Genomic DNA, 25,836 nt, shown 5'->3' with positions numbered 1-25,836 from the left:
CACGCAGCACCTTTGTCGGGGCTTTTAGTGAGGAGAGCAGCATGACCGATTTTTACAAACTTGTCCCCAACACATCGGCTGGTCGTTTCGACGGCATCGAGAGACCCTACTCGGTCGATGACGTGCAGCGGCTGCGGGGCTCGGTGGCGCTGCGCCACACGCTGGCAGAAATGGGCGCGGACCGGTTGTGGCGGCTTCTGCATCAGGAGGATTTCGTCAATGCGCTCGGCGCACTTTCCGGCAACCAGGCCATGCAGATGGTACGCGCCGGGCTGAAGGCGATCTATCTCTCCGGCTGGCAGGTGGCGGCCGACGCCAATACCGCATCGGCGATGTATCCCGACCAGTCCCTCTATCCGGCCAATGCCGGTCCGGAACTTGCCAAACGCATCAATCGCACGCTGCAGCGCGCCGATCAGATCGAGACCGCGGAAGCCCAGGGACTTTCCGTCGAGACCTGGTTCGCGCCGATCGTTGCCGATGCGGAAGCAGGCTTCGGCGGACCGCTCAACGCCTTCGAAATCATGAAGGCCTATATCGAGGCGGGTGCCGCTGGCGTTCACTTCGAGGACCAGCTCGCCTCGGAGAAGAAATGCGGCCATCTCGGCGGCAAAGTGCTGATCCCGACGGCCGCCCATATCCGCAATCTCGACGCCGCGCGTCTTGCCGCCGACGTCATGGGCGTTGCGACGCTGGTGATCGCCCGCACCGACGCGGAAGCGGCAAAGCTGCTCACGTCAGACATCGACGAGCGCGACCAGCCCTTCGTCGACTATGATGCCGGGCGCACGGTTGAAGGTTTCTATCAGGTGCGAAACGGCATTGAGCCCTGTATCGCGCGCGCCGTCGCCTATGCGCCGCATTGCGATCTCATCTGGTGCGAGACCTCGAAGCCGGACCTCGATCAGGCGCGGCGCTTTGCCGAAGGCGTGCACAAGGTCCATCCCGGCAAGCTGCTCGCCTATAATTGCTCGCCTTCCTTCAACTGGAAGAAGAATCTCGACGAGGCGACGATCGCAAGGTTCCAGCGCGAACTCGGGGCGATGGGCTACAAGTTCCAGTTCATCACGCTCGCCGGCTTCCACCAGCTGAACTACGGCATGTACGAACTGGCGCGCGGCTACCGGCAGCGGCAGATGTCGGCCTATTCCGAGCTGCAGCAGGCGGAATTCGCCGCCGAGGCCAATGGCTATACCGCCACCAAACATCAGCGCGAGGTCGGCACTGGCTATTTCGACGCCGTCTCGCTCGCCATCACCGGCGGCCGGTCTTCGACCACGGCGATGCACGGCTCGACCGAACATGCGCAGTTCAAACCGGCTGCGGAATAACTCGAAGAGGAGGAGAAGATCATGGCATCCATTACACGCGTCAGGGAACGGGCCGAGGAGCAGGCAAGCAGCATGAGCGAGGATCAGCAGACGACGATCCGCATGCTCGCCAACGACCTGCACCGGCTGAACCAATCGGTCATGAAGGCCGTCGAGGCCGGCGTCTCGGTCGAACTGGTGCGCTCGGCCCGTCATCATGGCGGCGACGGCCACTGGGGCGACCTGCTGATCCCCGTCGTCGTCACCAACCGGCATTGACGAAGACCGGCCGCGGCGCTCTAGCCGCGGCTCGGTCGTTTTCCGGCAAAGAGATCGGCATAACTTTTGATGAGCTTGGTCATGCGGTCGGCGACAGTCCGGATCTCCGGTCGGTGGCGGTCCTCGGCATTCATGACGATCCATTGCCGGTGGCGCAATTCCGGCAACTCGCCGCCCTGCCGTTGCAATTCGGGATGGAGATCGCCGACGAAACAGGGAAGTACGGTCTTGCCGGCGCCGGCGCGCACCAGATCAGGCAGCGAACGCGGCCGATTGACGGTGGCGACGATCGCCGTCCCGGCATGGACGTGCGGCCAGCGCAGATAGGCCGATATCGCCTCCTCCTCAGCAACGGCAATCCAGCGCTCGTCGGTCTCGGCGGCGTTGCGCCTGATATAGACGGCATAGGCCACCTCCCCGAGCTGACGTGCGGCAAGATTGGCCTCCTCGGGCTCGAAGGCGCGAATACCGATATCGCTTTCACGATAGGCAAGGCTCGCTCGCGCCTCACCGATGGTGAGCGAAATGGCGAAGGCATCGCCCGGCATGCGGATTGCGGCGAAATTCTCGGTCAGCAGCCAGGCGAGCCAGGTGCCGGCGGCGACCCTGACGGTCGTGCCGCCCTCGCCGGATTGCCGCCACGCCGCCACCTTGCGGGCGGCGGCCTCCATCTCCTGCAGGTGATCGAGCAGCGCCTGGCCATCCTGGGTCAGACGATATCCGGTCTGGCTGCGCGAAAACAATGCGCGGCCGATTTCCTGCTCGAGATCGAGCATGCGCCGGCCGACGGTCGCAGGACTGAGCCCGCTTGCAGTGCTTGCCCCCGTCAGCCCGCCGAGCCGGGCCACCTGCAGGAAAAGCTGATAGGAATCCCAACTCGCGTTTTTCATTGATGAAAAACATAGCGGGATTTTTCCCGTTTATAAAGAGAAATTCGAAGCCTAGATCAGGTGATGTCTTACACAGGAAAGGACATTGTCATGATCGACATGATCACCATCGCAGGCACTATCGGCTATCGGCACTATCCCCAGCGAAGCGGTTGCAAGGCGGACGAGGACAGATTCTATGCCGAGTTCGGAAACAATCGCCTCATTGGCTTTATCGCCTGGCTGACGTCGCTCGACCTCCACCTCGGAAGACGGCGCAAGGCCGTAGCGCAATCCCGAAGCGGCTGCGGCTGCGCGGTTCAGGCGACTCTTCTTGTTCCGAGATGAGCCGGTGCCGATTCTGCGACGATGCGGAAGCGCTCGATCAGCGCCATCAGCGTATCGGCTTCGCCGGCAAGCAGGCGGCTTGCCTGCGTCGTCTCGGCAACCATCGCCGCGTTCTTCTGGGTCATCTGGTCCATGGCGTTGACCGAACCGTTGACCTCCTGCAGCGCGGCCGACTGATCGCGGCTGGCGGTGGCGATGGTTTCGACATGGCCGCTGATCGCGATGATCTCCTGGCTGATCGAGGCAAGGACGCTGCCGGTCTTCTGGACCAGTTCGGACCCTGCCGTCACTTCGCGGCTCGATGTCTCGATGAGCGACTTGATCTCGCGCGCCGCATCGGCCGAGCGCTGGGCGAGTTCGCGGACTTCCTGGGCGACGACGGCAAAACCCTTGCCCGCCTCGCCGGCCCGCGCCGCCTCGATGCCGGCATTCAGCGCCAGAAGATTGGTCTGGAAGGCGATGTCGTCGATCACCTCGATGATCTGCTCGATACGCTGCGAAGCCTGCTCGATGCGATCCATGGCGGCGACGGCATCGCCGACGACGGCGCCGGAATTGTCGGCCGTCTTCTTGGTCGCAGCCACGACATTGTTGGCTTCACGGGCACGCTCGGCGGAAGAACGAACCGTCACGGTGATCTCTTCCACCGCGGCAGCGGTCTCCTCGAGGTTGGCCGCCTGCGCCTCGGTGCGTTTCGAAAGCTCGCCGGCAGAGGCAGAGACGGCGCCGCTGTTGCGCTGGATCGTCGAGGCGCTGTCACGGATACCGGACAGCGTATCCTGGAGCCGCAAGAGGGAAGCGTTGAAATCGACGCGCAGCTGCTCCAGCCGGCCAACGAAGGGCGTGCCGATCGTCTGCGAGACATCGCCCTGCGACAGGCGTCCGAGGCCGGCGGCAAGCTGGTTGACGGCAAAGTCGATCTGGCCGTCGAGCGAGCGCTTGTCGGCGTCGTTCCTGGCGCGTTCGGCATCGCTCAATTCGCGCTGTTCGGCAGCCTGGGTTTCCAGGTCGCGTCTTGCGCGGGCACTGTCGCGGAAAAGCGCCAAGGCCCGGCCGATGTCGCCGAACTCATTCCTCTTTTCGACACACGGGATCGCCCCTTCGAGATCGCCCGCGGAAATCGAGTGGACGCTGGTCGTCAGCGCCTGCAAAGGCTTCACCGACAGGCGGATCGCATAGAAGGCGAGAACGCCGACGATCAGCATGACGATGGCGCCGACACCGAGAACCAGCATCTGCAGCTCATACATGCGCTGGTAATAGACCTCCATCGGAATGCCGATAAAGAGAATGCCAACATTGGCGTTGGAGGCGTTCTTGATGGGGAAATAACCGGTCATGAACTTGCGGCCGAAAAGCTCCGCCGGACCGTAATAAGCCTCACCCCTGGCGAGAACCGGCTGGGCCGGGTGCTCGGCTATCAGCTTGGTGCCGACGGCGCGGTCGCCGTTTTCCTTCTTGACGTTGGTGGATATGCGGACGTAGTCGCCGCCCTGCTTTTGGAAGATGGTCGCGACACCAGCGATCGACTGCGCCGTGCGGTCGACCAGCGAATGATCGGCAAGGGCCGGAATGGCGTCTTCGGTGACGGCAGAAAGCTGATTGTCCTTCAGCTCGATCTTTGCAGCCTGATCGGCAGCGCCGTAGAGGACAGCCATCGCACGGGCGGCATCCCTGGCATCGGAGACAGCCCCGTCCATGACATGGTGGCTCAGATTGTAATAGGTCACGCCGACGATGGCGGCCGTGCTGATCGCCAGCAGAAACAGCGTGATCGCAACGATCTGGCGTACGATCGACGTAGAGAAAAGGCGCAGCATTGAGACCCCCGGGAGATAGACCAAGGTTAAATTAGACTAAAAGCGTTAAGGAAGATTCTCCGTAAATCAGGGTTGTCGGAGGTATTCATCGGTCTCGTTTTCTGACGGATCATCTCTGCGTGATGGCCGCGCGGCCGCTCGCAATCCGACCAGATCGCGATTTCTGCGGAATAAATAGAAACGGCCCCGGAAAGTCCGGGGCCGTTCGAATAAACACGGGTCGGTCGATGATCAGGCGGCGCGGTAGAACGGCGCACCGGTGGCTTCGCCGTCGATCTTGAACTGCTGAATGAGCCTGCGCAGCGAACCGGCCTCGTCGGCCAGTTCACGGCTGGCGGCAGTCGTCTCCTCCACCATGGCGGCGTTCTGCTGGGTCATCTGGTCCATCTGATTGACTGTCGCGTTGACGCTCTGCAGCGCGCTGGACTGGTCGTGGCTGGCGCGGGCGATCATCTCGACATGCTGGCTGATCGTGACGATCTGGGCGCTGATCTTGGCGAGCACCGTGCCGGTCTCCTGCACGAATTGCGAGCCGGAATTGACCTCGTTGGTCGACTTGTTGATCAGCCCCTTGATCTCCTGCGCCGCGGCGGCGGAGCGCTGGGCCAGTTCGCGGACTTCCATCGCGACCACCGCAAAGCCCTTGCCGGCTTCACCGGCGCGCGCCGCCTCGATGCCGGCGTTGAGCGCCAGGAGGTTGGTCTGGAAGGCGATCTCGTCGATGACGCCGATGATCTGCTCGATCTGGCGCGAGGCACCTTCGATGCGGCTCATCGCGTCGATCGCATTGCTGACGACGACGGCGGAATCGTCGGCGCTGCGCTTGGCCTGGCGGACGATCTGGTCGGCATCCTTGGCGCGTTCGGCCGACGAGCGGACCGTGACGGTGATCTGATCGACGGCGGCAGCGGTCTCTTCGAGCGAGGCAGCCTGCTGTTCGGTGCGCTTGGAGAGGTCCTCGGCCGACTGGGCCATCTGGTTGCCGTTGCCCTGGATCAGTTCGACATTGTCGCGGATCTGGCTCATCGTCGCCTGCAGGCGCATCATCGAACCGTTGAAATCCTGGCGCAGCTGTTCGAGACGGCCGATGAAGGGCGTTTCGATCGTCGTCGAGATATCGCCCTGCGACATGCGTTCGAGGCCGGCTGCAAGCGCATTGACCGCGAATTCGATCTGACGATCCATCTCGCGCTTTTCGGCGTCGTTGCGCTGGCGCTCGTGTTCGGCGGCGGCGCGTTCCTCGTCGCTCTGCTCCTCGATGCGGATCTTCGAGATGGCGTTTTCCTTGAAGATGCCGAGCGCGCGGGCCATGTCGCCGATTTCATCGTGGCGCTGCTCGCCGGAGATGCTGGTATCCAGCGCCCCTTCGGCGATGCGGCGCATGGCGCCGGTGATATGGCTGATCGGGCGCTGCAGCGTCAGCACCAGGGCAATGCCGCCGAGGATCGACAAGAGGATGCCGAGACCGGTGGTCATGACGGAGATGCTGTTTGCCTGGGTGCGCTCGGTGCCGGCCGTCTGCTTCTGCAGCTCGGCGAAATCGGTCAGCTTTTTCCAGATCTGGTCGAGTTCCTGGCGGGCCGCGGCATAGGCGGTGACGCGCTGACCGATCGTGTCGACGATCTTCGAGCCGCCGCCGGAAATGACGTCGAGCGCCGGCTGGATCGCGCCGGATATGCCTTCGGCAAAGCCCATGCCCTTGGCGCTGGTGACCAGCACCTGCATGTCCTTGCCGAGCGTGCCGGCCTGCTGCTGCAGGCGCACGAGATTTTCCTTGCTGGAGTCGGCGAGAAAGTCGGAAAGAACGATCTGAAGCGAATAGACGGAATTTTCGAGACGCCTCGTATCCTGCAGGACCGAGTTGGCCTGGGCAATCCGGCCGTCGAGCGCGGCGAATTCCTGGGTCGCGTCACGCATCTTCTGCGTTGCGGTCAGCTGCGTATAGGTCGATGTCTGGCGGAAGCGCGAAATGAGACGGCCGAGTTCGGTGGCGGTCTCGTCGGTCGGATTGGGCGTCTGGACGATCGCCTTGATGCCGTCGATGGTCGCAGCCAGCGCGTCGATGACATTCTTCTGATTGCTCGGAACCGAGATGGCGATCAGACGCTGCGATTTGATGATCTCCGGCATCTGTTCGTTGATGAAGGCGATCTTGTCCTGCGGTGTCTGCGGCTTGCTGAAGCCGCTGGCGACGGTGCCGAGGAAATCGCCGCCCTTCAGCAGGCGGTCGGCCGTGCGAAGGGTGCTGGTGGCGGCGCTCTCGTCGCTCTGGACGGTGCTCTGCAACTGCTCGGCCTGGTAGGACACGGTGAAACGGGTGCTGATCACGCTCTTCTGGGCCGCGTCGATCTGCTCATGCAATGCCTGTTCCTGCTCGTGCAAGGCCCACAGCTTGTCGACGACGCCCGAAATTTCCTTGGTGCGGCGCGATGCCTCCGCAAGGCTGTCGCGGCCAGCGGCCTCGTTACCGACCTGGCTCAGCGTCTGGTCGAGCACGCCTTGCTGGGTCTTCAGATCCGCGCTCAGTTTGTCGCGCGCCTCAGGGCTGGTGACGCGCAGGAAATCATCCATCGAACCATAGAGATCCTTGAAGCCGCTGAGCGACTGCAGAACGCTGTTGGATATTTCCATGCGGCCCTGCAGAAGTCCCGAAGCGTAGAGACCGGTCAGGCCCACCGCCGAAATGGTGACAACGAAAGGCAGAACGAAGATCAGAACCTTCGTCTTGATCCTGAAGCGGGAAAGAATCTTATCAATCAACATGGCGTTCCGGGCCTTTCATACACCACTCCTCCCGCAGGCGGCCACATGGCGCCAGCCGGGTGCACATCGAGCTGTTCTTATTTTACATTGGGGAACCCGGAAGCCAGGCGGCAGTCATTGCCAGTTCATGTCCAAACAACTTGGAAATGCCCAAATATTCGCGGGCAATTGTGTCAGATTAGATATTAATTTTCGGATAAGCAGTGATGGCGGGTTAAGCCAAGGCAGTGAAATAGTTGCAAAATTATGGGCCGCGTCGTCGCGGTGAGGTGATCACCATGCCGGAACGTTTGCTCCAGGCCTGCGGACGCGATCAGATGAAGTGCGAGAGCAGCAGCGCGAGGCTGGCGGCGGTGGCGCCGGCTGCAAGCATCAGATAGCGCAGGGCGACCATTCGAGCGTTCGGCTTTGCCTCGGCAATTGCGATGGCGCGGGCGCGTCGTGCGTTTCTGTTCATGGTCGAAACCTCACTTCTCTCTGACACAACAACAATCCAACAAAACGGCTTGCCGGTAAAGCTTAATTTAGGAACGACCTTACAAACCGCCAATTGAGACAGGATGGCGCACCTCTATTAAGAAGTCTTGAATCGGCTTTTCTAGGCCCATTCGCCCGCGGCAAATCCGGAGGCCCAGGCCCACTGAAAATTATAGCCGCCGAGCCAGCCGGTGACGTCGACGCACTCGCCGATGAAATAAAGGCCGGGCACGGCTTTTGCTTCCATGCTGCGGGAATCGAGCGCTGCCGTGTCGATGCCGCCAAGCGTCACTTCGGCGGTGCGGTAGCCCTCCGAGCCGGACGGTTTGACCGCCCAGTTCTGGACGCCGGCGGCAAGACGCAGCAGCGCCTTGTCGGGCAGGTCAGCCATGTTGCCGGAGATTTTCTCGCGTTCGACGAGAAATTGTGCCAGCCGCTTCGGCAGGATATCGCCGAGTGCCGTCTGCGGCGACTGTCGGCCATTGAGCTGCTTTGCCGTCTTCAGATGGGCGGCGATGTCGATATCCGGTTCGATCGAGACCACCACCTCGTCGCCCTCGCGCCAATAGGAGGAAATCTGCAGGATGGCGGGGCCGCTCAGCCCGCGATGGGTAAAAAGCAGCGCTTCGCGGAAGCCGGTCCTGCCATGGCGGATTTCGGCCGGGGCGGCAATGCCGGCGAGCGACGCGATGCTTTCCAGCAGGCCGGGATCGAGCGTCAGCGGCACGAGGCCGGGTCGGGTTTCGAGCACGGGCAAGCCGAATTGTTCGGCGAGGCGATAGGCAAAGCCGGTGGCGCCCATCTTCGGGATCGACTTGCCGCCGGTGGCGACGATCAGCGACGATGCTTCACAGTGACCTTCGCTCGTCGATACCCGGAACCCGGCTTCGGTCTTTTCGACGCCTGACATCTCGGTGCCGAGATGCAGCACCGCGCCGGCCATGCGCATCTCCGCCAGCAGCATGCGGATGATATCTTTGGCGCTATCGTCGCAGAAAAGCTGGCCGAGCGTCTTTTCGTGCCAAGCGATGCCGTGGCGGTCGACCATGGCGATGAAATCGGCGGGCGTGAAACGGGCAAGCGCCGACTTGCAGAAATGCGGGTTGGCGGAGAGAAAATTCTTCGGGCCGGCATGGATATTGGTGAAATTGCAGCGGCCCCCGCCTGATATGCGGATCTTCTCGCCAGGCGCCCTGGCATGGTCGAGGATGACGACCGAGCGGCCGCGTTTTCCGGCACGGATGGCGGCCATCATGCCCGCCGCTCCGGCGCCGATGACGATAACGTCGCTTTTGCGCTGCAAACCCGTTTCCCCGATCAAACCCGCGTCTTCTTTTTCCATCAAAGGGCGAAAGTCAACGTTTGCCACCCCTCGCCAATTGGCAAAGTCTGGTTATGATGGCGTCACGATCAATACAAACCGGTGTGTCATGTCCCCAAAAAAGACGACGCTCAAGCCTGCCAGAAACGTACCCGCCTCGAAGAAAACTCCCCCGGAACCCGGATCCCTGCGTGGCGTTGCGAACTGGAAGGAAGCAGCGCGGTGGCTAAGGGACAGGGGCATCGAAGACATCGAATGCATCACGCCGGACCTTGCCGGCGTTGCGCGCGGCAAGATGATGCCGAGCTCGAAATTCACCTCGAACACCTCGCTGGCGCTGCCTTCGGCGATCTACCGGCACACGATTTCGGGCGAATATCCCGACGAGACGGAAAGCTTCCGCTACGAGCCGCGCGACAGCGACCTGAAGCTGATGCCCGATCTTTCGACGCTTTCCGTCGTGCCCTGGGAAACCGACCCGACGGCGCAGGTGATCTGCGACATCGTCGATTCGGACGGTGGCGAAGTGCCCTATACGCCGCGCAACGTGCTGAAGCGGATCATGAGCCTCTATCATGAGCGCGGCTGGAAACCGATCGTGGCACCGGAGATCGAATTCTATCTCGTCGCCAAGAACGACGATCCCGACTATCCGCTGCACCCGCCGAAAGGCCGGTCCGGCCGCTCGATCCTCGGCGGCCAGGGCTATTCGATCGCCGGCATCAACGAGTTCGACGAGCTGATCGACGACGTCTATCATTTCTCGGAGAAGCAGGGGTTGGAGATCGATACGCTAATCCATGAAGAGGGACCGGCGCAGCTTGAGATCAACCTGCGCCACGGCAATCCGATCGAACTTGCCGACCAGGTGTTTCTGTTCAAGCGGACGATCCGCGAGGCGGCGCTGAAACACGACATCTACGCGACCTTCATGGCCAAGCCGATGCAGGGCCAGCCGGGCTCGGCGATGCATATCCACCAGTCGGTGGTCGATATCGAGACCGGCATGAACATCTTCTCCAATCCCGATGGCTCGGCTTCGAAGGAATTCTTCCACTTCATCGGCGGCATGCAGAAATTCGTGCCGAGCGCGATGGCGATGCTGGCGCCCTACGTGAATTCCTACCGGCGCCTGCAGCCCGATATGTCCTGCCCGGTCAACAATGCCTGGGGTTACGACAACCGGACGACCGCCTTCCGTGTCCCGGTCTCCGATCCGCAGGCGCGGCGCGTGGAAAACCGGCTGCCGAGCTCGGACGCCAATCCCTATCTCGCGCTCGCCGCTTCGCTCGCCTCCGGCCTGCTCGGCATCATGAAGGAGATCGAGCCGACGGCGCCGACCGAGGATTCGGCCAATGAGGGTTCGATCGACCTGCCGCGCGGCCTGCTGGAAGCCGTGGCGCTGCTCGAGGACGAACCCGCCTTCGAGGAGATATTCGGCAAGCAGTTCATCGGCCTTTATGCCGGCGTCAAGCGCGGCGAGTTCGAAACCTTCATGCAGGTGATCAGCCCCTGGGAGCGGGAATTCCTTCTGCTCAACGTGTGAGGGAAGCATCATGGCATCGCAGGAGACGTGGCAGAGCCCGATCGCGCCCGGGCTGTCCTGGTATCAGGCAACCGTCGGGGACCGCCCCACCTACCCCGCTCTCGACGGCTCGAGAACATCAGACGTCGCCATAATCGGCGGCGGCTATACCGGCCTGCAGGCCGCTTATAATCTTGCCAAATCAGGCGTTTCGGTGGTCCTGATCGACGCCTGCCGCTTCGGCGACGGGGCGTCCGGGCGCAATGGCGGCCAACTCGGCACCGGTCAGCGATGGTGGCCGGAAGAACTTGAGGAGAAGGTCGGCTACGAACGCTCGAAGGCGCTGTTCGATCTTGCCGAGGCGGCCAAGCGCCATCTCATCGATTTCGCCCGCGAGCGTCAGATCGAGATCGACTATGTGCCCGGCCAGCTCAATGTCGCACACAAGGCGAGCTACAAACGCGACTACTATGAAAATGCTGAAATCGCCGCAGAGCGCTACGGCTATCCGCATCTCAGCTTCATGGACGAGGAGGAAACGCAAGAGAGGCTCGGTTCGAAGCGTTTCCATTGCGGCGTGCGCGATGTCGGCACCGGCCACATTCATCCGCTGAAACTGCTGGTCGGGCTGGCGCGGGTCGCTGCCAATGCCGGTGCTGAAATCTTCGAGATGACCAAAGCAACGGCGATCCGCCAAAGCGGCGGCAAGGTGACGATCGAAACCGAAAGGGGGACGATCACCGCTGAGCGCGCTCTGATCGCCTGCAACGGCCATATCGGCGACCTCGAACCGGTGACGGCGAGCCATGTGATGCCGATCCGCTCCTTCATTGGCGCGACTGCCCCACTCGACGGCCATCCCGATATACTGCCAGGCGGCGAGGCCGTGGCCGATTCGCGCTTCGTCGTGCGCTACTTCCGCAAATTCGGCGACGGCCGCCTGCTGTTCGGCGGGCGCGAGGCCTATACCTCGGACAATCCGCGCGACATTTCAGAGCACATCCGCCGGCAGATCGCCGAGATCTATCCCGACCTGAAGGACATCGAGATCACCCATGCCTGGGGCGGCAGCGTCGGCATCACCTTGCCGCGGCAGCCCTTCGTGCGCGAGGTCATGCCCGGCGTCATCTCGATCGGCGGTTATTCCGGCCATGGCGTCATGCTGTCAAACTACTGTGGCAAGCTCTATGCGGAAACGGTGCTTGGAAAATCCGGCGATCTCGATCTCTTCACATCGCTCGATATTCCAGCCTTTCCCGGCGGAGCCCGGATGCGCGCACCGTTGCTTTTCCTTGCCTTGTCGTGGTTTGCACTTCGCGACAAGTTTTAGTCCGATTGCGGATTTCCTCTTCCGGAAATTCGCTCTAAAACCAGTTCCTGAGAGATTCATTGCACTGCACACTGGCTTTTTTAAATCGATTAGATTAAAAGGGCCGCCAACCAGCCTGATTGAGAGACAAGCTCATGAGCAGCCAAATCATTCCCGTTGAGCCCTTTGATTACGTCGTTTTCGGCGGCAGCGGCGACCTTGCAGAACGCAAGCTTCTGCCCGCGCTGTATCATCGCCAGATCGAAGGCCAGTTCAGCGAACCGACCCGCGTGATCGGCGCCTCGCGCAGCCCGTTGACGCACGAGGAATACCGCAAATTCGCCAAGGACGCGCTGAATGAGCACCTGAAGAAGGGTGAGTATGACGAGGCGGAGGTGGAGAAATTCTGTGCCCGCCTCTACTACGTCTCGGTCGACGCCCGCACGGATGCCGGTTGGGATCAGCTGAAGAAGCTGCTTGACGAAGGCAAGGATCGTGTGCGCGCCTTCTACCTGGCGGTTGCGCCCGGCATCTTCGGCGACATTTCGCAGAAGATCCACGACCACAAGCTGATCACCAAGTCGACCCGCATCGTCGTCGAGAAGCCGATCGGCCGCGACCTCGCCTCGGCGCTGCAGCTCAACGACACGATCGGCCGCGCCTTCAAGGAAGAGCAGATCTTCCGCATCGACCATTATCTCGGCAAGGAGACGGTGCAGAACCTGATGGCGCTGCGTTTTGCCAACGCACTCTACGAGCCGCTGTGGAACGCCAACTACATCGACCACGTGCAGATCACCGTGGCTGAATCGGTCGGCCTCGAAGGCCGCGCCGGCTATTACGACACGGCGGGCGCACTGCGCGACATGGTGCAGAACCACATCCTGCAGCTGCTCTGCCTGACGGCGATGGAAGTACCCTCGTCGATGGATTCGGAAGCCGTGCGTGACGAGAAGCTGAAGGTGCTGCGCGCGCTGAAGCCGCTCAATGCCTCCAACGTCGAGCAGGCGACGGTCCGCGGCCAGTATCGCGCCGGCGCATCGGGCGCTGGCCCGGTCAAGGGTTACCTCGAAGAGCTCGAAGGCGGCGTCTCGAACACCGAGACCTTCGTCGCCATCAAGGCCGAGATCAACAACTGGCGCTGGGCCGGCGTTCCCTTCTATATAAGAACCGGCAAGCGCCTGACCGGGCGCATGTCCGAGATCGTCATCACCTTCAAGCCAATCCCGCACGCAATCTTCGACCAGGCGGCCGGACGCATCAACGCCAACCAGCTGATCATCCGCCTGCAGCCGGATGAGGGCGTCAAGCAGTCGCTGATGATCAAGGATCCGGGTCCAGGCGGCATGCGCCTGCGCAACGTCTCGCTCGACATGAGCTTCGCCCAGGCCTTCAACGTCCGCAATCCCGACGCCTACGAGCGCCTGCTGATGGACGTGATCCGCTCCAACCAGACGCTGTTCATGCGCCGCGACGAAGTGGAAGCCGCGTGGAAATGGGTGGATCCGATCCTCAAGGGTTGGGAAACGACCGGCCAGCAGGTGCAGGGCTATACGGCCGGCACCTGGGGACCGAGCCAGGCCATCGCGCTGATCGAGCGTGACGGCCGCACCTGGCATGACGAAATCTAGGACGAAATCGATGGCATCGACCCTGCATTCCTTCGCCAGCGCCGCAGACCTCGCCGGCAGTCTCGCCGACAAGGTCGCCGATACACTTTCGGCGGCGATTGCCGCCCGCGGAACGGCGTCCATCGCCGTTTCCGGCGGCTCCACGCCGAAGGTCTTCTTCCAGGCGCTTTCGACGCGCGACATCGCCTGGGACAAGGTGACGATCACGCTTGTGGACGAACGTTTCGTGCCGGCCGACAATCCGCGCTCGAACCATCTGCTGGTCGATGCCAATCTGCTGCAGAACAAGGCAAAGGCGGCACACTTCCTGCCGCTCTATCAGGATGCGGCCTCCGCGGAGGAGGCGGCAAGTCTCGCAACCGAGAAGACCAGGGTGATCAGTTCACCCTTCGACATCGTCATCCTCGGCATGGGCGGCGACGGACACACCGCCTCGTTCTTTCCCGGCGGCAGCAATCTTGCCAAGGCGATCGATGCATCGACGCCGCGCGGCATCATCACCATGGAAGCGGAAGGAGCCGGCGAGCCGCGCCTGACCTTCACCTTCTCCAGTCTTCAGGATGCCGCACTCCTGGTTCTCCATATTGAGGGCGAAGGCAAAAAAGACGTTCTCGCCAAGGCGGAAGGCAGCGGTGACGAGGCAGAAATGCCGATCCGCGCCGTTCTGCGCCGGGCCACTTCCCCGGTCGAGATCTACTGGGCTCCCTGATCCGCCGTCATCTCGACCGAGATTCAGGCCAGAGCCGCCGAAACAGATAGAGACAACGAACAAGGCAGGGATTTTCCATGTCCGCTCATGCACGCATTTCTGCGATCACCGATCGCATCGTCGAACGCTCGAAACCAACCCGCGAGCGCTACCTGGAACGCCTGCGCGCCGCCGCTTCCAAGGGTGTCGCGCGCTCGGTGCTTGGCTGCGCCAACCTTGCCCATGGCTTCGCGGTCTGTTCCCCCGCCGACAAGGATGCGCTCGCCGGCGACCGCATCCCCAATCTCGGCATCATCACCGCCTATAACGACATGCTCTCGGCCCACCAGCCGTTCGAGACCTATCCGGCGATCATCCGCGAGGCAGCAGCCGAAGCAGGCGGCGTGGCGCAGGTGGCCGGCGGCGTGCCGGCGATGTGCGACGGCGTCACCCAGGGACAGCCGGGCATGGAGCTATCGCTGTTCTCGCGTGACCTGATCGCCATGTCGGCGGGCGTCGGCCTGTCGCACAACATGTTCGATGCCGCCCTCTTCCTCGGCGTCTGCGACAAGATCGTGCCGGGCCTCGTGATCGCAGCCCTGTCTTTCGGCCACCTGCCGTCGATCTTCGTTCCGGCCGGTCCGATGACCACAGGCCTGCCGAACGACGAGAAGTCGCGCGTGCGCCAGCTCTTCGCCGAGGGCAAGGTCGGGCGCGCCGAACTGCTGGAGGCGGAATCGAGATCCTATCATGGCCCCGGCACCTGCACCTTCTACGGGACCGCCAATTCCAACCAGATGCTGATGGAGATCATGGGCTTCCACATGCCCGGCTCGTCCTTCATCAATCCCGGCACGCCGCTGCGCGAAGCGCTGACGCGCGAAGCCGCCAAGCGGGCGCTGGCGATCACCGCGCTCGGCAACGAATTCACGCCGGCAGGCGAGATGATCGACGAGCGCTCGGTCGTCAACGGTGTCGTCGGCCTGCATGCGACCGGCGGCTCGACCAATCATACGCTGCACCTCGTCGCCATGGCGCGGGCAGCCGGCATCCACCTCACCTGGCAGGACATTGCCGAGCTTTCGGAAATCGTCCCGCTGCTTGCCCGCGTCTATCCGAACGGGCTTGCCGACGTGAACCATTTCCAGGCAGCCGGCGGCATGGGTTTCCTCATCAAGGAACTCTTGAAACACGGCCTGGTGCATGACGACGTGCGCACCGTCTTCGGCCAGGGTCTCCAAGCCTATACGGTCGATGCCCGACTCGGTGAAAACGGCGCCGTCCTGCGCGAGCCGTCGCCGGAAAAAAGCGTCGATCCCAAAGTGCTTTCCAGCATCGAAACGCCGTTCCAGGCGAATGGCGGGCTGAAGATGCTGCGCGGCAATCTCGGCAAGGCGGTCATCAAAATCTCCGCCGTCAAGCCCGAGCGCCACATCATCGAGGCCCCGGCAATCATCTTTCACAGCCAGCAGGAGCTGCAGGACGCTTTCAAGGAAGGTAAGCTCAACCGCGATTTCATCGCCGTCGTGCGCTTCCAGGGCCCGAAGGCGAACGGCATGCCGGAACTGCACAAGCTGACGCCGCCGCTCGGCGTGCTGCAGGACCGCGGCTTCCGCGTGGCGCTGCTCACCGACGGGCGCATGTCCGGCGCTTCCGGCAAGGTGCCGGCGGCGATCCACGTCACGCCGGAAGCGGTCGACGGCGGTCCGATCGCCCGCATTCGCGAGGGCGACATCATTCGCCTCGACGCGATCAAGGGCACGCTCGAGCTGCTCGTCGATGCCGCGGATTTGGCCGAGCGCGAACCTGTCGTCGTCGATCTCTCCGACAATGAATTCGGCATGGGCCGCGAGCTCTTCGCGCCGTTCCGCCGCGCCGTCGGACCTTCGGACCAGGGTGCGAGCGTGCTCTTCCACCACTGAGCGTGATGGCTTGTGGCAAACAAAAACCCGCGGGGGGCGCGCAGCACCCCGCGGGTTTTCGATATCGGTGCAATGATACCCGTCAGGCGCGGATATCGAGAACGTAGTCGCGGTGCGCCGGATGGGTGCTGTAGACGAAGATCTTGTTCAGCTCCTTCTGCGTCAGCAGGCGCAAGAAGCGAACTTCCACTGTGTTGTTGGCGTTGACCTTCATCAGCAGGCAGCCGACCTTGGTGATCCGGGCATCCGGAATATCCAGATAGAACTGCTTCGGCAGGCTGAACTGGGTCAGGATCGCGAGCGTCGCGCTGCTCATCGAAATCCGGACAATATCGCAACGGCGCGAAGCCGCGTGCATGACGCCCTTTTCCGTATATTCGATGCGCGCGGCGTTCATAGTGTCCTCCATTTTGAACCGCGCCTCGCGGTCATACATGAAGGATTCTTCCTTGCTCAGGAAATGAGATTTTGGCTGTGACGGATTGGAAGCGGCCACCTGCTTATCCCCCTCATAAATTGACAGGGAAAAGGTAGCAGCCGATCTTTAACAGAAAGTGAGAATTCGGCCCGCCCCGCGCAATTCTTAGGACTATCACCCCAAAAATGGCCGCCTCATTTCCGGTAGGTATGGCCGGTTGCGTCAAAGAGATGCAACTTCTGCCTGTCGGCGGCAAACCGCATCCTCTGGCCCTTCTTCACATCGTAGATGCCGGGCAGTTTGACGACGATCGGCTCGCCCGGAACCAGGCCCTCGATATAAAGCAGCGTCACTTCACCGAGCGCTTCGACGATCGACACTTCACCTTCAAACAGGTAGTCGGCGCCATCGGCAACCCGGAGATCCTCCGGACGAACGCCGAAGCTTGCCTGCTTGCCCATTTCGGACGCATCGGTCGCCACATCCAGCGTCACCGACATGCCGCCGGTCAGCGTCACGGTCGTCTGGCTTCCGGTTCCGGCGACCGTCGCCGGAATGATGTTCATTGCCGGCGAGCCGATGAATTTCGCGACGAAGAGGTTTGCCGGGCGCTCGTAGAGGTCCAGCGGCGCGCCGACCTGCTCGATATTGCCGGCGGAGAGAACGACGATGCGGTCGGCGAGCGTCATCGCCTCGACCTGGTCATGGGTGACGTAGATCATCGTCGTATCGGCCATCTGTTCGTTCAGACGGGCGATCTCGATGCGGGTCGCGACGCGCAGCGCTGCATCGAGGTTGGACAGCGGCTCGTCGAACAGGAAGACCTTCGGATCGCGGCAGATGGCGCGGCCGATCGCCACGCGCTGGCGCTGGCCGCCGGAAAGCGCCTTCGGCAGACGACCGAGATATTGGGTCAGCTGCAGGCTCTCGGCCGCCGCTTTGACGCGACGATCGATTTCCTGCTTGCTTTCGCCGGCGATCTTCATGCCGAACGCCATGTTATCGAACACGGTCATATGCGGGTAGAGCGCATAGGACTGGAAGACCATGGCGATGCCGCGCTTGGAGGGCGGCACGTCATTGACGAGATGGCCGTCGATATACATCTCACCGCCGGTGATCGCCTCGAGACCGGCGATCATGCGCAGAAGCGTGGACTTGCCACAGCCGGACGGACCGACGAAGACGATGAATTCGCCCTGCTTGATATCAAGGTCGATACCGTGGAGAACGTCCACGGAACCGTAGGATTTGCGGATATCCTTCAGCGTCAGTCCAGTCATTTCTCTCTCCCTGTGTTCCCTGGGCCTGTGTTTCCTTAGGCCTATGTTCCTTAGGCAAGACGGGCGAAATACGCCCCCCAAGCCGGAATATCGATCTTGTCGCCATAGTTGTTGCTGGTAAAGCCGTGGCCCGTCAATGCCTGCCATTCTCCCGCAGGCAGAATGACGGCGGCCTCGGCCGGGCTCATGTTGAAGATGCAAAGCAGCTTTTCATTGCCGTATTCACGGGTGAAGACCAGGCTATCGCCCTGTTGTTCCTCGAATTCGATCTCGCCCTTGGCAAAAGCCGGGTGCAGCTTGCGGAAGGCGATGAAGCGGCGATAGTGCTCCAGCACGGAAGCTTCGTCGCCCAGCTGGACGCTGACGGCACGCAGGATATGCTCGACCGGCACCGGCAACCAGGGCTTGACCGTCGAGAAGCCGCCCTGGGCGACCTGGCTGTCCCAGACCATCGGCGTGCGGCAGCCATCGCGGCCCTTGAATTCCGGCCAGAACTGGATGCCATAGGGGTCCTGCAGATCCTGATAGGCGAGATCGGCCTCGGTCAGCGCCAGCTCCTCGCCCTGATAGAGGCAGACGGAGCCGCGCATGGTCATCAACAACGAGGCATAAAGCTTGGCAAAGGCGTCGTGATCGGCGACCAGCCCGCCCCAGCGGCTGACATGGCGCATGACGTCGTGATTGGAGAAGGCCCAGCAGGCCCAGCCATCGGGTGCGGCGGCTTCGAAATCCTGCATCACCTCCTCGACACGCTCCGGCGTCAGCGGATCAGGTGCCAGGAATTCGAAGGCGTAGCACATGTGCATCTTGTCGTTGCCGGAGGTGTATTCGCCGACGATTTCAAGGCCGCGCTGGCTGTCGCCGACTTCGCCGACGGCGGCGATCGCCGGGAACTCCTCGAGAACGGCGCGAAAGCGCTTCAGGAAAGCAAGGTTTTCGGGCCGGTTCTTATCATAGAGATGCTCCTGGAAATTATAGGGATTGACCGCCGGCGCCGTCGAGGCGTTGCGGCGTTCGGGCGCAAGCGCCGGATTGTCGCGCAGCTGCGTGTCATGAAAATAAAAATTGATGGTGTCGAGGCGGAAGCCGTCGACGCCGCGATTGAGCCAGAAGCGCACGACATCGAGCAGACGGTCCTGCACTTCCGGGTTATGCAGGTTCATGTCCGGCTGCGAGGTCAGAAAATTGTGCATGTAATATTGCATGCGCGTCGGATCCCACGCCCATGCCGAGCCGCCGAAGATCGACAGCCAGTTGTTCGGCGGCGTGCCGTCCGGTTTGGCGTCCGCCCAGACATACCAGTCGGCCTTGGCGTTGGTCTTGCTGGAGCGGCTTTGCACGAACCAGGGATGCTGATCCGAGCTGTGGGAGATGACGAGGTCAATCATCACGCGGATGCCGAGGCGATGGGCCTCGGCGATCATCGTGTCGAAATCCACCAGCGTGCCGAAGATCGAATCGACATTCTCGTAGTCGGAAACGTCATAACCGAAATCGCGCATCGGCGAGGTGAAGAAAGGCGAGATCCAGATCGCATCGACGCCAAGGCTTGCCACATGCGGCAGGCGGGCGGTGATGCCCTTGAGGTCGCCGATGCCGTCACCGTTCGAATCTTGGTAGGAGCGCGGATAGATCTGATAGATCACCGCGCCGCGCCACCAGTCTTTGTCAGGGGTCGAGATCGATTGGGAAGCCACGTTCATGGAATATCCTGTTTGAAGTCACGTTCGGGATTGGTCAGCCTCCCTTGACCGAACCGGCCAGCAGACCGCGCACCAGGTAACGCTGAAGCCCGAAGAAGACGAGCAGCGGCACGATGATGGTGACGAAGGCTGACGCCGTCAAAATCTCCCAATTGCCACCGCGCGAGCCGAGCAGCGCGTTCAGGCTGCCGGTCAGCACGATGTGGTCCTTGTCGGTGCCGAGGAAGACCATGGCGACGAGCAAGTCGTTCCACACCCACAGGAACTGGAAGATGGCGAAGGAGGCGAGTGCCGGGAAGGACAGTGGCAAAACGATGCGGACGAAGATCTCGAAATCACTCGCGCCGTCGACGCGGGCGGATTCGATGATCTCCTTCGGCAGGCCGGCGATATAGGCCCGCAAGAGATAGATGGCGAGCGGCATGCCGAAAGCGGTATGGGCAAGCCAGATGCCGGGATAGGTCTTCGACGGCTGGCCGAGCATGTTGCCGATCTCGTTGTAGAGGCGCAGCAGCGGGATCAGCGACATCTGCAGCGGCACGACGATGAGGCCAACGACGAGCGCAATCAGCAGCCCGCGGCCGGGAAATTCCATCCAGCTGAGCGCATAGGCGGCGAAAGCGGCAATCAGGATCGGGATGATCGTCGCCGGGATCGTCACGGTCAGCGAGTTGATGAAGGACTGGCCGATACCCTCGCCTCTTAGAACCGTATTGTAGTTCTGCAGCGTGAATTCCGGCGGCGCCGAGACGGATGCATAGATGCGCTTCGGGCGTTGGTCGGGCGAAAAGGCGGTGTTCTTCACATAGCGGTAGCTGCCGTCGCTGTTGATCTGCAGGGTTTCACCGTCGCCGAGATCGGCGGTCTCCCCGGCCTTAAAGGCGGCCGGCTGCTGTATGCGGTTGCCGAAGGCCTTCACCGCCCTGCCGGCCTGACCCTCCAGCACATTGCCCGAGATGACGTAGCTGGCGCCCTCTTGCTTTTGCTGGTCGGGTGTACCGAGGCGGACCGCGGCGGTCTGGGTCGAGCCGACGAAGGCCGTCCACCAGCCGGAGACGACGATCTGGTCCTTGTCGCGCAGCGCGCTGACGAAGATGCCGAGTGTCGGGATGAGCCAGATGATGACGATCAGCAGAACGGCTGCGTGAACAAAGAGACGGGCGGGGCCGATCTTGAAGTAGCTTCCGATAGCGGTCATCTCAGTGGCCCTTCAATTCGCGATTGGCGCGGCGCACGTTCCAAACCATGATCGGCGTGACGGCGAGCATGATGATGATGGCGATGACCGCACTTCGGCCGGAATCGCCGCCGCCGCGGAACATCCAGTCGAACATCAGGTTCGCCAGCACCATCGTCTGCCACTGGCCGTTGGTCATGGTCAGCACGATGTCGAAGACCTTGAGGACGAGGATGGTGATCGTCGTCCAGACGACGGCGATGCTGCCCCAGACCTGCGGCACCATGATGCGCCAGAAGATCTGCCAGCCATTGGCGCCGTCGATGACGGCGGCTTCGATCGTCTCTTCCGGAATGCCGCGAAGAGCCGCGGACAGGATGACCATGGCGAAACCGGTCTGGATCCAGATCAGAATGATCATCAAGAAGAAGTTGTTCCAGAAGGGAATGGAGATCCACACCTCCGGCGTGCCGCCGAAGGTCTGGACGATGGCGTTCAGCAGGCCGATCTGGACGTCGTTGCCGCCGCGATATTCATAGATGAATTTCCAGATGACCGAGGCGCCGACGAAGGAGATCGCCATCGGCATGAAGACGATGCTCTTGGCGATATTGCCCCACCAGATGCGATCGGTCATCACGGCGATGACGAGGCCGAAGAAGGTGCAGGCAGCCGGCACCACGGCGAGCCAGAGGATGTTGTTGAAGATCGACTGGCGGAATTCGCGGTCACCGAGCGCCCATTTGTAATTGGCGAGGCCGACGAACTGCAGACCGGCGCGGTCGTAGAAGGAGAGGATGAAGGTCGCAACCACGGGATAGACGAGGTAGACGACGAGCAGGAAGAGCGCCGGGCCGATGAACAGCCATGGCCGGACGAGCGCGCGGCGGTTCAGATTGCGCGATGCCGCTCGGATGTCGCCATCCTTCACCGGCAGAGCCATGTCCAGAATCTTATTTGAAAAATAGAAATAGGCCGAACACGCGATCACGGCGGCGAACACGACGCCCAAAGCGGACACTATCTGCAACAGCATTTCGTCCCTCCCCTGCTTCCCCTGATCTTATTCCGATCGGTTTTTAATTCTGACGGGTCGACCTCAGTCACCGTCAATCTCTTTGATTGCCTGATCACAATATATCCTGCGATGGCCGGGCTCTTTGCGAGCCCGGCCAGTCATGCAAGCCATGCCGCCGGCAAGCCGGCAGCATCGTCTTGAAGGATTACTTGATGCCGTCCCAGGCGCTCTGGATTTCGCCAGCGGCCTCTTCAGCGGACTTGCCACCGACGAAATCGACCATGCCCGTCCAGAAGGCGCCGGCGCCGATCTTGCCCGGCATCAGGTCGGAACCGTCGAAGCGGAAGGTGGTGGCGGAGGTCAGGATATCGCCTTCCTTCTTCATCTGTGGGTTGGCATAGGCCTCGGTGCTGACGCTCTTATATGGCGTCAGGAAGCTCGACTGCGCCATCCAGACCTCATGGGCGATCGGGGTCTTCAGGAAGTCGATGAAGGCGCGGGCCGTCTTCGAGTCCTTGGCGATCGAGACGAGCGTGCCGGCGCCGAGAACCGGCTTGCCGAGTTCGGGATGCGAAGCAAAGGTCGGCATGTAGAAGAAGTCGGCATCCTGACCGAGCTTCGTGCCTTCAGGGAAGAAGGACGGGATGAACGAGGCCTGATGGTGCATGTAGCACTTCGGCGGAACCGCGAAGAGGCCCTTCGGGCTGTCGCGGAAATCGGTCGAGGCCACAGCTGCGACGCCGCCATCGACGTACTTCGCGTTCTTGGCGAACTTGCCGAACTCGTCGATCGCGGCAACGACGGCCGGATCGGTGAACTTCAGCTCGTTGGTCGTCCACTTGTCGTAGGCTTCCGGCGGCTGCATGCGCAGCATGATGTCCTCGACCCAGTCGGTCGCCGGCCAGCCGGTGGCGCCGCCGGAACCGAGACCGATGCACCAGGGAACGCCGCCGTCCTTGACGATCTGGTCGGTCAGGGCATGCAGCTCTTCCATGGTCGTCGGGATCTTGTAACCGGCTTCCTCGAAATTCTCCGGCACGTACCAGACGAGCGACTTTACGTCGGCCTTATACGGGAAGGCGTAGAAGGCTTCCTTGCCATCCTTGCCCTTGTAGGTGCCGTAACCGACCCAGCTGTCGCCGGCGCCGTAATTGTCCTTGATCCACTTCGAGTTGTCGTCGCCGAGCGGCGTCAGGAAGCCCTTGCTGGCGAGATCGGCCAGGAGGCCCGGCTGCGGCAGAACGGCAATGTTCGGCGGCGAGCCCGCCTGCGTGTCGATGACGATCTGCTGTTCGTAGTTTTCGGAAGAAGAGTATTTGGCATCGATGCCGGTGGCTTCGGTGAAGTAGGCAAGCACGCTCATGAAGAACGCCTCGTCCTCGCCGCGCCACGGCCCGAAGATCGTCAGCGGCTGGCCCTTCAGATCGGCATGCGCAGCCTTGAATTCGTCATAGCTCTTCCAGTTGAACTTGGCATCCTGCCCCGGCGCAAATTTCAGTTCGGCCGCAGACGCAGCACCGGCAAAAAGCGCTGCCACGGCAACGCCCATCAAAAATGACTTTTTCATGTGATCATCCTCCCATCACAATCCCAACCGCGCTGAATTCCCTCAATAAAGAAATTTCAAAGCGCTTTGACACCCAACTCATTCCACTTTCGGTGGAATGGAGTCAAGTCAATTCGCGAAAACCCGATGTGAACACGCCAAATATCGCGGCATATCGCGGCGCAACAGCGCCTATCGGGAAATATGGAGCGATTTTTCTTGAGTCAAGCGCGCCAGATGATACATACTTGAAAGCGCTTTGGATGCCGCTGGGAGGCGGCAAGCCTTTTCAAAACGGCTGACGGGCGGGCTGGGAGGAAGCATAGCAGGTGAATCTCAAACAGCTATCGCAATTGCTGGGGCTGTCTCAGACGACGGTGAGCCGGGCGCTCAACGGCTATCCCGAGGTCAACGAGGCAACCCGGGAGCGCGTGCTTCAGGCTGTCAAGGAAACCGGATACAGGCCGAACAAGGCGGCGCAGCGGCTTGCGACCGGCAAGGCAGGCTCGATCGGCCTCGTCATGCCGACGGCGCCCGGCCACCAGTCCGACGTGCATTTCGGTGAATTCCTGGCCGGGCTCGGCGAAGAGGCCGTGCGCCACGATTTCCACTTCGTGATCATGCCTGCCGACCCGGATGACGAGGTGGCGGCGCTGCGCCGCCTTGCGATCAGCGGCAATGTCGATGCCCTGTTCGTTGCCTATATGCGCGGCCACGACCCGCGGCTCGCCATGCTGAAATCGCTCTCCATGCCCTATGTCGTGCACGGCCGGTCCTTCGGTTCGGAGCCGGACTATCCCTATCTCGACATCGACAATGAAGGCGCCTTCTACGATGCGACGCGGCTCTTGCTGCAGCTCGGCCATACGCGCTTTGCGCTGATGAATGGACCGATGCATCTCGATTTCGCCATCCGCAGGAAGAACGGCGTCGTATCGGCCCTTGCCGAGCGCGGGCTCACGCTCGAGGAGGGTTGCATGAGCCACGCGCTGATGACAGACGAACAAGGCCTGCTGGCGATGGAACGCTTCCTGCAATTGCCGGAGCGGCCGACGGCGATCCTCTGCTCCAGCACGGTGCTGGCGCTCGGCGCGATCCGCGCGGTCAACCAGGCCGGATTGCGGCTCGGTGAGGATATCTCGCTGATCGCCCATGACGACGTGCTGCCGCTGCTGAAGCCGGAAAGCTTTTCCGTGCCGCTGACGACGACACGCTCTTCACTGCGGGCGGCGGGCGTTCGCATCGCGCAGCGGCTGATCGGCACGGTAAAGCAGGCCGGCCCCTTCCCCGACCAGGAACTCTGGAAGACAGAGCTGATCGTCAGAGCCTCGACCGGTCCCGTTCCCCAGGCCTAGAACCGGATGATTTTAGGCCGGGTCGGCGTAAAATCTGAATCCTGTTCTGCATCATATAGTTAAAGCATGATGTCGTCCGAAAACCGCTGACACTTTTCGGCATCATGCTCCAATCAAAACTGCGGCGGTGTCTGCCCTGCCGTGCGATGGGCGGCGATGACCGTGTTGGCCATCAGCATGGCGATGGTCATCGGCCCGACGCCACCGGGAACCGGAGTGATGGTGCTGGCGACCGCCGAGACCTCCTCGAAGGCGACGTCGCCGACGAGCCGGGTCTTGCCCTCGCCTCTTTCGGGGGCTGCCACCCGATTGATGCCGACGTCGATGACCGTCGCACCGGGCTTGACCCAATCGGCCCTGACCATCTCCGGCCGGCCGACGGCGGCCACCAGAATATCGGCGTTGCGGCAGACCTCGGCGAGATTCTTGGTCCTGGAATGGGCAATCGTCACCGTCGCATTGGCGTTGAGCAGCAACTGCGCCATCGGCTTGCCGAACAGGTTGGAGCGGCCGATGACGACGGCGTTGAGGCCTGAGAGATCCTCGCCATGGGTGCGGCGGACGAAGACCATGGCGCCGGCCGGGGTGCAGGAGACCAGTCCGGTCTTCAGGTCGCCGGTGGCGAGCTTGCCGGCGTTGACGACGCTCAGGCCGTCGACATCCTTTTCCGGCAGGATCGACTGGATGATCGCCTCGCTGTCGAGCGGCTTCGGCAAGGGCAGCTGCACCAGAATGCCGTGGATCGACGGATCGGCGTTGAGGGTGGCGACGAGAGCTGCCAGATCCTCCTGCTTCGTTTCGGCCGGCAGCGTGTGCTGAACGGACTTGAAGCCGCACTCCTTGGCCATGCGGCCCTTGGAGCCGACATAGGCGTGGCTTGCCGGGTCGTCGCCGACGATGACGACCGCAAGGCCGGTGGTGACGCCGCTGCTCTTTTCCAGCGCCGCCGTCGCACTCTTGACCGTCTGAATGACCGATGCAGCTACGTTCTTGCCGTCGATTACTGTCGTCACGCGTCTCTCCGCCCTGTTTCGCGTCAATCTATGGATACTCGGCGAGCGTCAATTGCCCGCT

The 25,836-nt window shown here is 62.0% G+C and carries 22 protein-coding genes; 10 read left to right on the top strand and 12 right to left on the bottom strand.

Going from position 1 to position 25,836, the window contains the following annotated elements:
- The first annotated feature begins 41 nt into the window (after positions 1–41).
- Positions 42–1,331 (top strand): isocitrate lyase, encoded by a 1,290-nt coding sequence (gene aceA / locus HX899_RS32885; protein ID WP_181294436.1) that lies wholly within the window; start codon positions 42–44, stop codon positions 1,329–1,331.
- Positions 1,332–1,352: 21 nt separating this feature from the next.
- Complete coding sequence (locus tag HX899_RS32880) at positions 1,353–1,589, top strand: hypothetical protein (protein ID WP_003545603.1); 237 nt, start codon at positions 1,353–1,355, stop codon at positions 1,587–1,589.
- Positions 1,590–1,609: 20 nt separating this feature from the next.
- On the opposite strand, the gene HX899_RS32875 is transcribed toward HX899_RS32880, so the two are convergent.
- Positions 1,610–2,479, bottom strand: coding sequence for a LysR family transcriptional regulator (locus HX899_RS32875; protein ID WP_181294435.1), 870 nt, complete (start codon positions 2,477–2,479; stop codon positions 1,610–1,612).
- A 90-nt stretch (positions 2,480–2,569) separates the two neighbouring features.
- On the opposite strand from HX899_RS32875, the gene HX899_RS32870 reads away from it, so the two are divergent.
- Positions 2,570–2,806 (top strand): hypothetical protein, encoded by a 237-nt coding sequence (locus tag HX899_RS32870; RefSeq protein WP_181294434.1) that lies wholly within the window; start codon positions 2,570–2,572, stop codon positions 2,804–2,806.
- Here the strand turns inward: HX899_RS32870 and HX899_RS32865 are convergent.
- From HX899_RS32865 to HX899_RS32850, 4 genes are all read right to left on the bottom strand, one after another.
- A complete protein-coding gene (locus HX899_RS32865; protein WP_181294433.1) occupies positions 2,779–4,626 on the bottom strand; it encodes a methyl-accepting chemotaxis protein in 1,848 nt (615 codons plus the stop codon). The two genes, HX899_RS32870 and HX899_RS32865, sit on opposite strands and share 28 nt — an antisense overlap.
- A gap of 231 nt (positions 4,627–4,857) precedes the next feature.
- On the bottom strand, positions 4,858–7,389 hold the full coding sequence (locus tag HX899_RS32860) for a HAMP domain-containing methyl-accepting chemotaxis protein (protein ID WP_181294432.1): 2,532 nt from the start codon (positions 7,387–7,389) through the stop codon (positions 4,858–4,860).
- A 313-nt stretch (positions 7,390–7,702) separates the two neighbouring features.
- Entirely contained in the window at positions 7,703–7,846 is a 144-nt protein-coding gene (locus HX899_RS32855) for a hypothetical protein (RefSeq protein WP_012756101.1), read from the bottom strand.
- 141 nt (positions 7,847–7,987) lie between these two features.
- Complete coding sequence (locus HX899_RS32850; RefSeq protein ID WP_181294431.1) at positions 7,988–9,208, bottom strand: NAD(P)/FAD-dependent oxidoreductase; 1,221 nt, start codon at positions 9,206–9,208, stop codon at positions 7,988–7,990.
- Between the two features lie 88 nt (positions 9,209–9,296).
- Here HX899_RS32850 and HX899_RS32845 point away from each other — a divergent pair, with 88 nt between their 5' ends.
- The 5 genes from HX899_RS32845 (at position 9,297) to edd (ending at position 16,262) form a co-directional block, all read left to right on the top strand.
- A complete protein-coding gene (locus HX899_RS32845) occupies positions 9,297–10,733 on the top strand; it encodes a glutamine synthetase family protein (protein WP_138334344.1) in 1,437 nt (478 codons plus the stop codon).
- Positions 10,734–10,743: 10 nt separating this feature from the next.
- Positions 10,744–12,042 carry an FAD-binding oxidoreductase gene (locus tag HX899_RS32840; RefSeq protein ID WP_181294430.1) on the top strand — a complete coding sequence of 433 codons (1,299 nt, stop codon included), beginning with the start codon at positions 10,744–10,746 and terminating at the stop codon, positions 12,040–12,042.
- 134 nt (positions 12,043–12,176) lie between these two features.
- Positions 12,177–13,652 carry a glucose-6-phosphate dehydrogenase gene (gene zwf / locus HX899_RS32835; protein ID WP_181294429.1) on the top strand — a complete coding sequence of 492 codons (1,476 nt, stop codon included), beginning with the start codon at positions 12,177–12,179 and terminating at the stop codon, positions 13,650–13,652.
- A gap of 10 nt (positions 13,653–13,662) precedes the next feature.
- Positions 13,663–14,361, top strand: coding sequence for a 6-phosphogluconolactonase (gene pgl / locus HX899_RS32830; protein ID WP_181294428.1), 699 nt, complete (start codon positions 13,663–13,665; stop codon positions 14,359–14,361).
- A 77-nt stretch (positions 14,362–14,438) separates the two neighbouring features.
- A complete protein-coding gene (edd, locus tag HX899_RS32825) occupies positions 14,439–16,262 on the top strand; it encodes a phosphogluconate dehydratase (protein ID WP_181294427.1) in 1,824 nt (607 codons plus the stop codon).
- Positions 16,263–16,344: 82 nt separating this feature from the next.
- On the opposite strand, the gene HX899_RS32820 is transcribed toward edd, so the two are convergent.
- The 6 genes from HX899_RS32820 to HX899_RS32795 form a co-directional block, all read right to left on the bottom strand.
- Positions 16,345–16,698: a hypothetical protein gene (locus HX899_RS32820; RefSeq protein ID WP_003545591.1), complete on the bottom strand. Its 354-nt coding sequence runs from the start codon at positions 16,696–16,698 to the stop codon at positions 16,345–16,347.
- Positions 16,699–16,874: 176 nt separating this feature from the next.
- Positions 16,875–17,963, bottom strand: coding sequence for an ABC transporter ATP-binding protein (locus HX899_RS32815; protein WP_017992956.1), 1,089 nt, complete (start codon positions 17,961–17,963; stop codon positions 16,875–16,877).
- A 50-nt stretch (positions 17,964–18,013) separates the two neighbouring features.
- Positions 18,014–19,666: an alpha-glucosidase gene (locus HX899_RS32810; RefSeq protein WP_130700987.1), complete on the bottom strand. Its 1,653-nt coding sequence runs from the start codon at positions 19,664–19,666 to the stop codon at positions 18,014–18,016.
- A gap of 34 nt (positions 19,667–19,700) precedes the next feature.
- Positions 19,701–20,864, bottom strand: coding sequence for a carbohydrate ABC transporter permease (locus HX899_RS32805; RefSeq protein ID WP_138334350.1), 1,164 nt, complete (start codon positions 20,862–20,864; stop codon positions 19,701–19,703).
- 1 nt (position 20,865) lies between these two features.
- Positions 20,866–21,879, bottom strand: a complete 1,014-nt coding sequence (locus tag HX899_RS32800) for a carbohydrate ABC transporter permease (protein WP_181294426.1) — start codon at positions 21,877–21,879, stop codon at positions 20,866–20,868.
- Between the two features lie 187 nt (positions 21,880–22,066).
- Positions 22,067–23,428, bottom strand: coding sequence for an ABC transporter substrate-binding protein (locus tag HX899_RS32795; protein WP_138334352.1), 1,362 nt, complete (start codon positions 23,426–23,428; stop codon positions 22,067–22,069).
- Here HX899_RS32795 and HX899_RS32790 point away from each other — a divergent pair.
- Together HX899_RS32790 and HX899_RS32785 are read left to right on the top strand one after the other, a co-directional pair.
- Positions 23,416–23,709 (top strand): hypothetical protein, encoded by a 294-nt coding sequence (locus HX899_RS32790; protein WP_181294425.1) that lies wholly within the window; start codon positions 23,416–23,418, stop codon positions 23,707–23,709. The genes HX899_RS32795 and HX899_RS32790 overlap by 13 nt on opposite strands.
- A gap of 27 nt (positions 23,710–23,736) precedes the next feature.
- Positions 23,737–24,762, top strand: a complete 1,026-nt coding sequence (locus HX899_RS32785; protein WP_138388076.1) for a LacI family DNA-binding transcriptional regulator — start codon at positions 23,737–23,739, stop codon at positions 24,760–24,762.
- A 113-nt stretch (positions 24,763–24,875) separates the two neighbouring features.
- Here HX899_RS32785 and folD read toward each other — a convergent pair whose 3' ends face one another.
- Positions 24,876–25,775: a bifunctional methylenetetrahydrofolate dehydrogenase/methenyltetrahydrofolate cyclohydrolase FolD gene (gene folD, locus HX899_RS32780; protein ID WP_020048498.1), complete on the bottom strand. Its 900-nt coding sequence runs from the start codon at positions 25,773–25,775 to the stop codon at positions 24,876–24,878.
- Between the last annotated feature and the right edge of the window lie 61 nt (positions 25,776–25,836).

This window comes from Rhizobium sp. WYCCWR 11146, assembly GCF_013591995.1.
In the GTDB taxonomy this organism is placed as follows: domain Bacteria; phylum Pseudomonadota; class Alphaproteobacteria; order Rhizobiales; family Rhizobiaceae; genus Rhizobium; species Rhizobium indicum.
The sequence above is the reverse complement of the archived record's forward strand: the minus strand, read 5'-3'. Positions and strand labels throughout refer to the sequence as shown.